Source organism: Parvibaculum sp. (assembly GCF_030694575.1).
Taxonomy (GTDB): domain Bacteria; phylum Pseudomonadota; class Alphaproteobacteria; order Parvibaculales; family Parvibaculaceae; genus Parvibaculum.
Map to the genome: position 1 here is coordinate 1 of NZ_JAUYUS010000098.1, position 13,434 is coordinate 13,434.

Below are 13,434 nucleotides of genomic sequence, written 5' to 3' on the forward strand. Positions count from 1 at the left end.
ACAAAAGCGAAACGCTGGGTGCTGGCGTCACGGCCGGAGGGGAAGCCGAGGGCGGAGAATTTCCGGCTGGAGGATGTGACGCTGCCGGATATCGGCGAGCACGAGATTCTCATCCGCACGGAGTTTCACTCCGTCGATCCCGGCATGCGCGGGCGGCTTTCGGGCGACAGCTACACGGCGGCGCTGCCGGTGGGCGAGACCATCGACAGCGCGATGGTGGGCGTGGTCGAGGCGTCGAACAACGAGAAGTTCAAGCCGGGCGACCGGGTGACGGGCGGCTTCGGCTGGGTGACACATGCGGTGTCGAACGGGCGTGGCGTGCAGGTACTGGCGCCGGAGATGTTTCACGGGAAGCTCAGGCCGACCGCGGCCATCGGCGTGCTCGGCATTCCGGGGCTGACTTCCTATTTCGGGTTGCTGGAACTCGGGAGCCCGAAGGAAGGCGACACGGTGCTGATTTCATCGGCGGCCGGGCCCGTCGGCGCGACGGCCGGGCAGATCGCGAAGATGAAGGGCTGCAGGGTCGTCGGCATCGCGGGCTCGAAGGAGAAATGCGACTATGTGAAGGGTCTCGGTTTCGACGAGTGCTTCTCCTATCGCGGCGCCGATTTGCGCGCGGCGATCAAAGGTGCCTGCCCCGAGGGTGTCGATATCTATTTCGACAATGTGGGCGGCGAGATGCTGGACGCCGCGATCCTCAACATGAAGGAACATGGGCGGATCGTCGTTTCGGGCCAGGTGAGCGAATACAACCGGGCGGATGACGAACTCGTCGGTATCCGCAACGTGACGCGCTTCATCACGCACCGGCTGCGGATGGAGGGGCTGGTGGTGTTCGACTATTTCAAGCGGTTCCGCGAGGCGCAGGCCGAGATGGCCGGATGGATCCACGAGGGCAAGCTTCAGTATACGGAAGATGTGTCCGAAGGGATCGAGGGATCGGCGGCGGCCTTCATCGGGCTGTTCGAGGGGGAGAATCTGGGGCGGCGGCTTATCAAGGTCAGCTAGAATTCGTGGCGCAGGCCGACACTGATGAAGTTCGAGGCATCGGTGACACCATTGAACGCGCCGAAGACGCCGGAGCGATGCTGAAGCCGGGTGACCAGCGATGTTTCGGGATGAGCTGGCAGCGCGAATGTGGCCTGCAGGTTGAACTGGTTCAGCACGCGCGAACGGCTGCCATCCGGCTGGCGCTCCAGCTCGGGATAGCGGCTCGTGTATGAGGGGCCCATGCCGACGGCGAAGGTGGTGGCGAGATAATCGTTCCACGGGAAGCGATGCCAGCGCGCATAAGCCGCCGTTCCGATCTCGTGATAGTCTTCGCGGCCGAAGTGCCATGCATACATGAGTTCGGCCTCGAAACTGAGCGAAGTGCCGTACCAGCCGAGAAGGCGCGAGGCGGCGGCGGAGACGATGTTGTCGTCGGTCTTGTCGACAATGAAAAAGTTTTCCACCACGTCGCTGAAATTGTCTTCCGTGCCCTCGCCGAAAAAGACCGAGACGGCATGAAGCCGGTCTTCCGGGCCGGGCGCGCGGAACCCGCTCGCCTGTGCAGGGACGGCGCAGAGGAAGACGAGCGCGGCGGGCAGAAGATGAAGGAATTTCAGTCGGGATGAAGGGGTCACGGGCGTTCCCTGTTTTATCCCCCTTCCCTTTTCTACCGCGCATGAGCGCAAAGAAAAAGGCCCGGATCGCTCCGGGCCTTTTAATTTTAATCCGTGTGCCGCCGTTACCACGCACCCAAGGCGGCAACGGAGCCGCTCTCGCGCTGGGCTTCCATGCGCTCCTTCTTCAGGCCTTCGGCGATGAGGAAGGCGAGTTCCAGCGATTGGCTGGCGTTAAGGCGCGGGTCGCAATGCGTGTGGTAGCGGTCGCCGAGTTGCGTTTCCGAAATCGCCTGCGCGCCGCCGATGCATTCGGTGACGTTCTGGCCGGTCATCTCGAAATGGACGCCGCCGGCATGGGTGCCTTCGGCGCGGTGCACGGCCATGAAGGCCTGCACCTCGGCGAGGATGCGGTCCACGGGGCGCGTCTTGTAGCCGGACGACGCCTTGATCGTGTTGCCGTGCATCGGGTCGCAGGACCAGACCACCTTCTTGCCCTCACGCTCGATGGCGCGGATGAGCTGCGGCAGGTGTTTCTCGACATTCTCCGCGCCGAAGCGGCAGATGAGCGTCAGGCGGCCCGGCTCGTTCTTCGGATTGAGAATATCGGTGAGACGCACAAGCTCCTCGGGATCGAGCGAGGGGCCGCATTTCATGCCGATCGGGTTCTTGATGCCGCGCATGTATTCGACATGGCCGTGATCGGGCTGGCGCGTGCGGTCGCCGATCCAGAGCATGTGGGCGGAGGTGTCGTACCAGTCGCCCGTGGTCGAGTCGATGCGCGTCATCGCTTGCTCGTAGCCGAGCAGCAGGGCCTCGTGGCTGGTGTAGAAATCCGTCGTGTGAAGCTGATGCTGCGTGGCGCTGTCGATGCCGCAGGCGCGCATGAAGTCGAGCGCCTCCGTGATGCGGTTCGCGAGTTCCTCGTAGCGCGCACCTTCGGCACTGTCGGAGACGAAGCCCAGATTCCAGCGATGCACGAAATCGAGATCGGCATAGCCGCCATTCGCGAAGGCGCGGATGAGGTTCAGCGTCGAGGCCGATTGCGAGTAGGCCCGGAGCAGCCTTTCTGGGTCCGGCACGCGCGACTTCTCGTCGAACTCGATGCCGTTGATGTTGTCGCCGAGATAGGACGGCAGCGTGACGTCGCCGATGGTCTCGGTGGCGGACGAACGCGGCTTCGCGAACTGGCCGGCGATGCGGCCGACCTTCACGACCGGCGAGGCGGCGGCGAAGGTGAGCACGACCGCCATCTGCAGCAGCACACGGAACGTGTCGCGGATATTGTCGGCGGAGAATTCGGCGAAGCTCTCGGCGCAATCGCCGCCCTGGAGGAGGAATGCACGGCCCTCGCAGACCTCGGCGAGGTCTGCCTTCAGCTTGCGGGCCTCACCTGCAAAAACGAGCGGCGGATAGGAGCGCAGACGCGCTTCCACGGCGGCCAGAGCCGCTTCATCCGGGTAGCTCGGGAGATGCTTCGCGGGTTTGGCGCGCCAGCTCTCCGGTTTCCAGGTATCAGCCATCGTCTTCTCTCCGAAACGCAAGAAAGCGCGCGGGCTTCGGGGCTGATGCCCGGCGGCGCCGCACGCTCCTCATATGGAAGGCGGAGTTATAGGCCACAAGGGCTCTAAAGGGAAGCCTAAGCCCTTGATCCGGTTCAGGGACGTGGAAAAGCGGTTAATCCGCCGCCTTGACCACGGGGGCCTGCCATTTCTCCTTCAGGGTCACCAGTTCCTCGGCCGCCGTGGGGTGGACGGCGATGGTCATGTCGAACTGGGCCTTGGTGGCGCCCATGGTGACGGCGATGCCGACGGCCTGGATGAGTTCGCCGGAGGATGGGCCCATCAGGTGGACGCCGAGCATCTTGCCCGATTTCGCGTCGACGACGAGCTTCATGAAGGTCTTTTCCTGCGAACCCGAAAGCGTCGCCTTCAGGGGGCGGAAGGCGGTCTTGTAAATGTCGACCTCGTCATATTGCTCGCGGGCCTGCGCCTCGGTGAGGCCGACGGTGCCCATTTCCGGCTGGGAGAAGATGGCCGTCGGGATGATCGAGTGATCGACCCTGGTGGGCCGGTCGCCGAAGACGGTGTCGGCGAATGCGTGGCCCTCGCGGATGGCGACGGGGGTGAGGTTGGCGCGGTCGGTGACATCGCCGACGGCATAGATGTTGTCGACGGAGGACTTCGAATAATCGTCGACGATCACCTCGCCCGCCATGCCGAGCTGCACGCCGACTTCCTCGAGGCCGAGATCTTTCGTGTTCGGGTTGCGGCCGGTCGCATACATGACGGCGTCGGTCTTCAACTCGTCGCCATTCGTGAGCTTGACGTGAAGCTCGCCGTCCTTCTTCTCGATGGCGGCGATGTCGCTGTTCATGCGGAGATCGACGCCCTTTTTGCTCATCTCCTCCTGCAGCAACTCCCGCAGATCGTTGTCGAAACCGCGCATGAAGAGCGAGCCGCGATAGAGCTGCATCGTCTGCACGCCGAGACCGTTGAAGATGCCGGCGAATTCGACCGCGATGTAGCCGCCGCCAACGACGATGACGCGCTTCGGCAGCTCTTCCAGATGGAAGGCTTCGTTGGAGGTGATCGCGTGTTCGATGCCCGGAATGTCCGGCAGGAAGGGAGCGGCACCGACCGCGACGAGGATTTTATCCGCGGTGACATCGCGCTTCTCGCCGACGAGATGCACCGTATGCGCGTCTTTCAGCGTGGCGCGGCACTCGATGATCTCGACGCCGGCCTTTTCGAGATTGCGGATGTAGATGCCGTTCAGGCGGTCGATTTCCTTGTCCTTGTTGGCGACGAGCGTCTTCCAGTCGAAGGAGGTTTCGCCGACGGTCCAGCCGAAGCCTTTCGCTTCCTCGAAATCTTCCGAGAAGTGGCTTGCATAGACGAAGAGCTTTTTCGGGACGCAGCCGCGAATGACGCAGGTGCCGCCGACGCGATATTCCTCGGCGACCGCGACCTTCGCGCCGTGGTTCGCCGCGATGCGGGCCGCGCGCACGCCGCCGGAGCCCGCGCCAATGACGAAGAGATCGTAGTCGTATTCGGTCATGCCGCCGGCTCCGCTTTTCCTATTACGCCTCGATGATATCGGTGCCCTTGTCCGTTCCGACAATGGCCAAAGCGGCGATGCCGATAAACAAGCCGTTATCGACGACACCCGCTATGCGGTTCAACGCCGCGGCGAGGCCGTCCGGATCCGGAATGGAGCCGAAGTCGCAGTCGTAGATGAAGTTTTCGCTGTCGGTGAAGAAGGGCTCGCCATATTCGTCGGCGCGGCGGGACATCCTGCCGGTGCAGCCATGGGCGCTCGCGACTTCCGCGATCTTGCGGGCCGTCACGGCGGCACCGAAGGGGATCACCTCGACGGGAAGCGGGAAAGCGCCGAGCGTCTTCACGAGCTTCGAGGCATCGGCGATGACGATCATGCGGTCCGACGCCGTGGCGACGATCTTTTCGCGCAGCAGCGCGCCGCCGCCGCCCTTGATGAGACGGAGCTTGCCGTCGAGTTCGTCCGCGCCGTCGACGGTGATGTCGAGATGCGGCGTGTCGTCGAGATTGGTGAGCGGAATGCCGAGGCTGGCGGCGAGCTTGCCCGTGCGCTCCGATGTCGGCACGCCGACGACATCGAGGCCCGCCTTCACCTTTTCACCCAGCGCGCGCACGAAATGTTCCGCCGTGGAACCGGTGCCGAGGCCGAGCTTCATTCCGGGCTTCACATAGTCGAGCGCGCGGACAGCCGCCGCCTTCTTCTGATCGTCAGCGTTCATGTCTCAGAGCCCCGCCATTGCAACATATTTCACTTCGAGGAATTCCTCGATCCCCCACGGACCGCCTTCGCGGCCGACGCCGGACTCCTTGAAGCCGCCGAAGGGCGCGAGCTCCGTGGAAATCAATCCAGCATTGACGCCGACCAGGCCGCATTCCAGCGCCTCCGCGACGCGCCAAACGCGGCCGATGTCGCGGCTGTAAAAATACGAAGCGAGACCGAACGGCGTGTCATTCGCCATTTCGATGGCCTCTTCCTCCGTTTCGAAGCGGAAGACGGGCGCGAGGGGCCCGAAGGTTTCCTCCCGCGCGGCCTTCATATCGCGTTTCATGCCGGCGATGACGGTCGGTTCGAAGAAGGTGCCGCCCTTCGCGTGGCGCTTGCCGCCGGTGAGAACTTTCGCGCCACCCGCGACGGCATCCGCGACATGCTCCTCGACCTTTTCGACGGCCGCCATTTCGATCAGCGGACCTTGCACGACGCCTTCCTCGAAACCGGAGCCGACTTTCAGCATGGCGACTTTCGCCGTGAGCTTCTCGACGAATTCGTCGTAGACGCCCGCCTGCACGAGGAAACGGTTGGTGCAGATGCAGGTCTGGCCGGTGTTGCGGTATTTCGAAGCGACCGCACCTTCGACCGCCGCGTCGACATCGGCGTCGTCGAAAACGATGAAAGGCGCGTTGCCGCCAAGCTCCAGCGAAATCTTTTTCACGGTGGATGCCGATTGCCGCATCAGGTCCTTGCCGATCTCCGTGGAGCCGGTGAAGGTCACCTTGCGGACGATGCCGCTCGACGTCATCTCGCCGCCGATCTCGCCCGCCTTGCCGGTGACGACGCTGAGAAGACCGCCGGGAAGCCCGGCGCGTTCGGCGAGTTCGGCAAGCGCGAAGGCGGAGAGCGGCGTCATGGTGGCGGGTTTCACCACCATTGCGCAGCCGGCGGCGAGCGCCGGTGCGACCTTCCGCGTGATCATGGCGGCGGGGAAGTTCCAGGGCGTGATGGCAGCGCAGACGCCGACGGGCTGTTTCAGGACGACGATACGGCGGTCTGCCGTCGGCGCGGGGACGATGGAGCCGTAAACGCGCTTCGCCTCCTCGGCGTAGAATTCGATGAAGGCGGCGGCGTAGGCGATTTCGCCTTTCGCCTCGGCGAGCGGCTTGCCCTGCTCCGCCGTGAGGATCGCCGCGAGATCGTCCTGGTTCGCCATCATGAGGTCGAACCAGCGGCGCAAGATCGCACCGCGTTCCTTTGCGGGACGGGCGGCCCATGATTTTTGCGCGATCTCCGCGGCCTCGATGGCGGCCTTCGTTTCCGCAGCACCGAGCGAGGGCACGGTGGCGATCACGCCGCCCGTCGCCGGATCCAGCACGTCGATCTGCTTCGCGCCTTCCCCCACCCATTTGCCGCCGATGTAGCAGCGGGTCTTGAGCAATGTCTTGTCCTTTAGGCGCGAGGCGAGCGGCATGGGAAATCCTCGGAAATGTGGGAGCCTGGCAAGCTTTCTTGCGTTTCCTTGCCTGCACGCGTCATATAGGCAGCGGGGGCGAGAATGGATATATCCTTGTTAGCATCCCCGGACGGGTCGCGGAAAGAGCCCGCAGATAAAGACGGAAACGCATGAAGGCCAGCGCCCTATTTTCCGAAACCTATGCGGAAGCGAGAGCCCTTTTTCTCGCTGCGGCCGAAGCGGCCGGAGGGCGGCTCCGCTCCTACGAGAATCCACATGCGAAGGGGCCCGGAGAAACGCGGCTTTTCACCGATACGGCCTGGTTCGGCCCCGCCAATGCGGAAACGGTGCTGCTGAATACATGCGGGACGCATGGCGCGGAAGGCTATGGCGGCTCGGCGGTGCAGACGGCGTGGATCCGCGAGGGCGGGCCCGCTTCGCTGCCGCAAGGCGTCGCCGTGCTGCTGGTTCATGCGGTGAACCCGTTTGGCTTCGCGTGGGGCCTCAGGGGCACGGAAAACAACGTCGATGTGAACCGCAATTTTCTCGATCATTCGAAGCCGCATCCGGAGAACCCGCTTTACGACGAACTTCATCCCGTTCTCTGTCCCGACACGATGGACGAGGCCGCGATCCAGAAAATGCTGACAGGCGGCGCGCGCTTCATCGAGCGGCACGGGCAGTGGGCGCTGGAGGATGCGATCAGCCGCGGCCAATACACGCATCCCGACGGCTATCATTTCGGCGGGACGGCGCCCGAATGGTCGAACCTTACCATGCGTGAAATCGTCGCCCGCGAGCTTTCGCGCGCGCATCGCGTGGGCTTCATCGACTGGCATTCGGGGCCTGCGGGCGACGGCGAACTCATCTATCTCTGCTTCTCCGATCCGAAGGGCCCCGGCTTCGCGCGGGCGGCACATTGGTGGGGCCGCGAGGCGCTCGACCCGAAGACGGTCGATGCGATGTGGGGATCGAAGCGGCCAACGCGGCGCGGCATCATGTTCTGGGGCATCGAAGATATGCTGGCGCGGCAGGCACAATTCAGCGGGGCGGTGATCGAGTTCCGTTCGGCGCAGGTGAAGAACAATGCCGCGAAAGCCATGCGCGTGCCGATGCTGGAACGCTGGCTGCGCTTCGTCGGCGGCTTCGACGCGCCGGAGGCCCCCGGTTACTTCGAGGAAATTCGCGACGACTACGCGCCGCGCCGGAAATCGTGGCAGGAGAATGTGCTGATGAACGGGCTCGCCTGTTACGACCGCACCATCGCGGGGCTGGGCGAGTGGGCACGCGAGGGACTGAAGGCGGCGGATTGAGCTTTCACTTCGCGCTCAATCCAGCACGAAATCGTATCGCACTTCCATGATGTCCGGGTAGCGCGCGAAGCCGACAGGACGGCGCGCGACGAGACGGCCGCCCATGCGCTCGTAGAAGCCGCGAGCGTGGGCGTTCTTCTCGAGCGCCCAGAGGAAGGCCTCGCGGCGGCCGAGGCAGGTTATTTCATCGAAGAGACGGAACAGGAGTTCGGCGCCCAGCCCCATGCCCTGATCGGCACGGCGGGTGTAGAGCGTCGTCACCTCCGCGCCATCGATATGGCCGACGCCCACCGGCTCGCCTGACTGCTCCGCGATCCAGGCGATGCCGTTGCGAAGACTGTGGCGCCATTTCGCCGTTTCGCGGTCGGCATTCATGCCGTCGAGGAGCGGCTGGGGCAGGATGCCGGGATAGGCCTCGCGCCAGCAGGCGACGATCAGGCGGCCGAGCTTCGGCTCATCCCGGCCGGGCACCGCCATTCGCGTCTGGTATCGAGTGAGAACCGACATGGGGAAAGTATGACCGAAAACCACCCCTCCTCCGAAGCAGAAAATGGATTTTCCGCGCTTGCCAGCGCACAAGGCCCCGTGCGAGACAGGCGCGGGTTCATTTTGCCGGTACCGCCATGTCACGCGCCACGCCACGCCCTACCCTGCTCTTCGATCTCGACGGCACGCTCGCCGATACGGCGGCCGATCTCTGCGAGACCATGAACATCATCCTGGAGATGCATGACCGGGCCCGCGTTCCGGAAGAGCGCGTGCGGCATCTCGTCGGCGGGGGTGCGCGGCTGCTGCTGGACCGCGGCTTCCGCGAGACGGGGGAGCCGGCGAGCGAAGAGCTTCTGGACCGGAGCTTCGAGGAATTCATCTCCTATTACGGCAAGCATATCGCCGACCACACTAAGCTCTGGCCGGGAGTGCGCGCTCAACTCGACATGCTGGAGGCGCGTGGCGCGCTGATGGCGGTCTGCACCAACAAGGTGGAGCATCTGTCGCGGAGCCTGCTGGAGATGCTGGCGATCGACCATTATTTTCCGGTGGTGATCGGCGGCGACACATTGCCCGTGAAGAAACCAGATCCCGAACATCTCTTCGAGGCGATCCGGCTGCTCGGCGGCGACAAGGCCCACGCCGTGATGGTGGGCGACTCTGAGACGGACATCGATGCGGCGAAGAATGCGGGGCTGCCGTCGATCTGCGTCAGCTTCGGCTATACGCGCGTGCCGGTGCCGGAGCTTGGCGCCGATGTCGTGATCGATCATTTCGACGAATTCGGCGCGGCGCTGGCGAAGCTGATGCCGGCGCATTTCGGCTAGAGAATTTTCAGCACCTTGTCGCCGTCGACGAGTTCGATGTCGGCATATTCGCAGATGCCCTCGTTGCGCTGGAAGACGCTGACGGCGATCAGCCAGACTTTCACGATGCGCCGCGGCGCCGCACCGACGGCCTTCACGTAGTCGGCCTGGAGCGGCTGTTCCTCGTTGAGCCAGCGGCCGAGATGGCCGGGGTTCGAGCGCAGCACCCAATGGGTTTCGACCTGATCCCAATATGGCAGCGGGCAGCGGAAGATCGTGCCTTCGGCGAGCGAGGACGACCACATGTAGGTGAGGTCCTGGCCATTGTCGAACTCGACGGCGATGGAGAGATAGTCATGCGTCGGCTGGATGTCTTCCGGGAGGCTGCAGGGCAGCTTGTCCACCTTCCAGCGCCAGCGCAGGCGCGTCTTCTCCGTCAGCGGAAAGTCCGCCGGGAACTGAAGGATGCCGACATCGCCCGCCGTGTGGCAGCAGATGGCGTGGCCATGCTCGCTCGCGGCGTCTCGGAAAATTTCGCCGTCGCCAAGACGCCACAGATAGCGCCAGCCGACGGGGGCGGCGACGGGGTTGCGCGCGCGGGAAAGAGCATCGGCGACGAGACCTTCATAATCGCCGGCACGCGCCATGGCTTCGAGCCCTTCAAGAGCGGAGCCCTTCCAGACGATGACGCAGGCGCCGATTTCGCCGGTAACGCCGCCGCGCGGGAAAGCGGGATCGAATGTGCCCCGTTCGTCCGCCCATTCGCCGGGCGGCTTCGCAACGATCCGGAGCGGGCCACCACCCTCCATGCGGACGGTCGCGGCGCTGGAAGGGGTCTTCAGGATCGCGCCCGCCTCGCCGGCCCGAAGCCAAACGCCGATCCGCGCGCCGAAACCGAGATCGAGCGGTTTCGAGGCCCAGAAGCCGCCCGCCGCGAGCACGGTCACCTCATCGCCCGGCGCGATTTCGATGCCGGCCGGGAGCCAGCCTTGCTCCGGCCGGAGCACAACGATGCGCGCCTCACGAATGGAGGCGGCAACGCCGGGATCGGCGATAAGCGAACTCATTGTCCGCTCGAACGGCTGCCCCGCCGCCGGACCGAGCGGGCGTGGCTTCAGCGAGCGCCCCAGCGCCCGGACGGCCACGCGGCCGAGTGTCATCAAGGCCCTGAGGCCGGGTTTTTCCGCCATGACGATCCTCCCGCTTCGCGGCACCGTTTGGCGCCTTATTGGCCCTCAGCATAACGCAGACGGCCGGTCGCGAAAGCCACGGCCGCAACGGCCTGAACGGCTTGACTTGGCGCGGGAGCAAAGCCTATAGACGGGCACCTCGGACGGACGGTTAGCTCAGTTGGTAGAGCACTGTGTTCACATCGCAGGGGTCACTGGTTCGAGTCCAGTACCGTCCACCATTGAAAATCCTTTGAAATCAGGATGATAGGCGCCTCATGGTCCGGGGACCTTGCGTCGTGCGCGTGCAAATCGCCGCGCTAACGTTAATTGGTCATGAAAGTCTGGTCCTTTAGACTGGGGCGATCCGATCCCGCGGCCAGGCTGCGGGGGCAGCACTCTGGGCGGTGACCGGGATATGAAGGAAAAGGAACTCAGGCTCGCGCTGGTTTGCTATGGCGGCGTTTCGCTCGCCGTCTATATGCATGGCGTGTCGAAAGAGATCCTGAAGCTGGTGCGCGCGTCGCGCGTCTATCACCAGGATCTCGGACGTTCGCATCAGGCTTCGGCCACCTATCTGGATATCGATCACGACGACCGCGAGACGGATACGGAGGCGCTCTACTTCGAGCTGATCCAGGCGATCGGACAGACGCTCGAGTTGCGCGTCTTTGTGGATACGATCGCGGGCGCTTCCGCCGGCGGCATCAACGGCGTGTTGCTGGCGCGCGCGCTGGCGCACGACCTGCCGATGGATTCGCACCGCAAGATGTGGCTCGAACAGGCCGACATCGTGGCGCTGATGGACGAGAAACATCTCGCCGGCCGGTGGGACAAGCTCTTCATGAAGCCGATCTTCTGGGGGCTGACCGACAAGTGGCTGGCGCGCTATGCGCCCGACATCGAGATGCGCCAGAAGCTGCAGATATTCACACGCTCGCGCTGGTTCCAGCCGCCTTTTTCCGGCGAGATCATGAGCGGAATGCTGCTCGACGCCTGCACGTCGATGGGCGAGGCGGAACCGGCGAATGCGTCGCTGCTGCCGACGGGGCACCGGCTCGACCTCATCGTCTCGGTGACCGATTTCCACGGCTACAGCCAGAACATTCCGCTGCACGATCCTGTGTCGATCCGCGAGCGGGAGCACCGGCATATCCTGAAGTTTTCCTATTTCCAGCATCCCAGCGGCGCCATCGAGAGCGATTTCGATCTCGATCACGTGCCGGGCCTCGTGTTCGCCGCGCGCGCGACGTCGTCGTTCCCCGGTGCCTTTCCGCCCGCACGGATCGGCGAACTCGAAAAGGTGCTGGAGGAAAGAGGCCTCGACTGGCCGACGCGGGATATTTTCCTGCGCGGAAATTTCAAGCCGCTGATCGCGGCGGGTTCCGACCCGGCGAAGGCATCGTTCATCGACGGCAGCGTGCTCAACAACAAGCCTTTCGCGGAAGCGATCGGAGCCATTCGCGGCAGGCCCGCCTACCGCGAAGTGGACAGGCGCGTCGTCTATATCGATCCCGACCCGAAGGGCGGACGCGTGGAAGGCGGCGGCGCGGCGCCGGGCTTCTTCCACACAATACGCGGCGCGCTTTCCGACATTCCGCGCAACCAGCCCGTGCGCGACGAACTCGAGGCCCTGCACGATTTTTCGGAGCGCGTGCGCCGCTACAGGCAGATCGTGGCCGCGACGCGGCCTCACGTCCGCCAGCGTATCGGCCGGCTCTTCGACGGCACGGCAATGACGAACCCGACGCCGGAGCTGCTCGCGTCACTCCGCAACGACGCAAACGCGCAGGCCGCGCTCGAAGCCGGCTATGCCTACGACGCCTATATCCAGCTCAAGGTTTCATCGGTGCTGGACCAGATCACCGGCATCGTCGCCGACCTCAGCGAAGCCGTGCATCACCCGAGCGACCGGCTCGCACTTTCGCGCGCCGTCGAAGCATGGGCGAAAGAGGGGGAGATTTTTCCCGTCCGCTGGTTCACGCATGCGGCGCAGGGGATGCAGCCCAGCAAGGAAGATTCATGGGTGCGGTTCCTGCGCGATTTCGATGTCGGGTTCCGCGTGCGGCGGCTGCGCTTCGTCATCCGGCGGCTCAACGAACTTTACGAAGGCATCGGCGCCGGCGAGAACATCTACTACAATCCGGACACGCTCGACGATTTCAAGGCACAGCTTTACAAAAGCCTCGAACGGCTCCAGTCGGAAACGGCGGCGCGGCTTCGCACCGAGGAAACGAGCCGCATCTGCAAGGCGATCTACGACGACGGCGTCGCCGAGCCGCATGAGATCGACGCCTTCACGGCGCATATCGCTCCGAAGCTCAATCTTGTGGGCCTCGACCGCGAGGTGGACGACGCCTTCGCGCAGATGTCCCAGACGCCGCTTCCGCCGGAAGTCCGCGTCGAACTGCTGCAGGCCTATGTCGGTTTTCCCTTCTTCGACGTGCTGACGCTGCCGCTCAACAAGTGGCAGGACCTCGACGACGTGGACACGGTGCAGGTAGACCGGATCAGCCCCGAGGATGCGAGAGCGATCCGCGAGGGTGGCGCGCCCGCGACCCTGATGGGACGCGATCTCGGCTATTTCGCGGCCTTCTTCAGCCGTCGCGCGCGGGAGAACGATTACCTGTGGGGCCGGCTTCACGCGGCGGACAGGCTGGTGGACATCGTCGCGAGCAGCGCGCGCCGCGCCGTCGCCGAGTCGGGCATCGACCTTGCGCAACTGAAGGCGCGCCTTTTCCGTGCCATCATCAAGGCGGAGCGGCCGCATCTTGCGAATGTGCCGGAACTCCTGGCCGACATCGAAAGGGAAATCAAAATCCGTTTCGG

Annotated in this window: 11 protein-coding genes and 1 tRNA gene; 5 read left to right on the forward strand and 7 right to left on the reverse strand. The window is 64.3% G+C overall.

Annotated elements, in window-relative coordinates; genetic code table 11:
• A partial coding sequence (locus tag Q8S60_RS13845; RefSeq protein WP_305668624.1) for an NADP-dependent oxidoreductase occupies window positions 1-1,008 on the forward strand: 1,008 nt, incomplete at its 5' end.
• On the opposite strand, the gene Q8S60_RS13850 is transcribed toward Q8S60_RS13845, so the two are convergent.
• The 5 genes from Q8S60_RS13850 to Q8S60_RS13870 all read right to left on the reverse strand — a co-directional run bounded on the left by Q8S60_RS13850 (window position 1,005) and on the right by Q8S60_RS13870 (window position 6,846).
• Window positions 1,005-1,625: a hypothetical protein gene (locus tag Q8S60_RS13850; protein ID WP_305254279.1), complete on the reverse strand. Its 621-nt coding sequence runs from the start codon at window positions 1,623-1,625 to the stop codon at window positions 1,005-1,007. The two genes, Q8S60_RS13845 and Q8S60_RS13850, sit on opposite strands and share 4 nt — an antisense overlap.
• Window positions 1,626-1,729: 104 nt before the next feature.
• Entirely contained in the window at window positions 1,730-3,127 is a 1,398-nt protein-coding gene (locus Q8S60_RS13855) for a class II 3-deoxy-7-phosphoheptulonate synthase (protein WP_305254278.1), read from the reverse strand.
• A 154-nt stretch (window positions 3,128-3,281) separates the two neighbouring features.
• Window positions 3,282-4,664 (reverse strand): glutathione-disulfide reductase, encoded by a 1,383-nt coding sequence (gor, locus tag Q8S60_RS13860; protein WP_305254277.1) that lies wholly within the window; start codon window positions 4,662-4,664, stop codon window positions 3,282-3,284.
• Window positions 4,665-4,686: 22 nt separating this feature from the next.
• Entirely contained in the window at window positions 4,687-5,382 is a 696-nt protein-coding gene (gene rpiA / locus Q8S60_RS13865) for a ribose-5-phosphate isomerase RpiA (protein ID WP_305254276.1), read from the reverse strand.
• 3 nt (window positions 5,383-5,385) lie between these two features.
• Complete coding sequence (locus Q8S60_RS13870) at window positions 5,386-6,846, reverse strand: NAD-dependent succinate-semialdehyde dehydrogenase (RefSeq protein WP_305254275.1); 1,461 nt, start codon at window positions 6,844-6,846, stop codon at window positions 5,386-5,388.
• 152 nt (window positions 6,847-6,998) lie between these two features.
• Between Q8S60_RS13870 and Q8S60_RS13875 the strand changes: the two genes are divergently transcribed.
• The gene (locus Q8S60_RS13875; RefSeq protein ID WP_305254274.1) at window positions 6,999-8,141 is read left to right on the forward strand and encodes a M14 family metallopeptidase; all 1,143 of its coding nucleotides are present in this window, start codon (window positions 6,999-7,001) and stop codon (window positions 8,139-8,141) included.
• A 15-nt stretch (window positions 8,142-8,156) separates the two neighbouring features.
• Here the strand turns inward: Q8S60_RS13875 and Q8S60_RS13880 are convergent, their stop codons facing one another.
• Entirely contained in the window at window positions 8,157-8,618 is a 462-nt protein-coding gene (locus Q8S60_RS13880; protein ID WP_305277380.1) for a GNAT family N-acetyltransferase, read from the reverse strand.
• Window positions 8,619-8,764: 146 nt separating this feature from the next.
• On the opposite strand from Q8S60_RS13880, the gene Q8S60_RS13885 reads away from it, so the two are divergent.
• Window positions 8,765-9,457, forward strand: a complete 693-nt coding sequence (locus tag Q8S60_RS13885) for an HAD family hydrolase (RefSeq protein ID WP_305254272.1) — start codon at window positions 8,765-8,767, stop codon at window positions 9,455-9,457.
• Here the strand turns inward: Q8S60_RS13885 and Q8S60_RS13890 are convergent.
• Entirely contained in the window at window positions 9,454-10,626 is a 1,173-nt protein-coding gene (locus tag Q8S60_RS13890; protein WP_305254271.1) for a DUF3047 domain-containing protein, read from the reverse strand. The two genes, Q8S60_RS13885 and Q8S60_RS13890, sit on opposite strands and share 4 nt — an antisense overlap.
• Before the next feature lie 145 nt (window positions 10,627-10,771).
• Between Q8S60_RS13890 and Q8S60_RS13895 the strand changes: the two genes are divergently transcribed.
• Window positions 10,772-10,847, forward strand: a tRNA-Val gene (locus Q8S60_RS13895).
• A 176-nt stretch (window positions 10,848-11,023) separates the two neighbouring features.
• A partial coding sequence (locus tag Q8S60_RS13900; protein ID WP_305668625.1) for a patatin-like protein occupies window positions 11,024-13,434 on the forward strand: 2,411 nt, incomplete at its 3' end.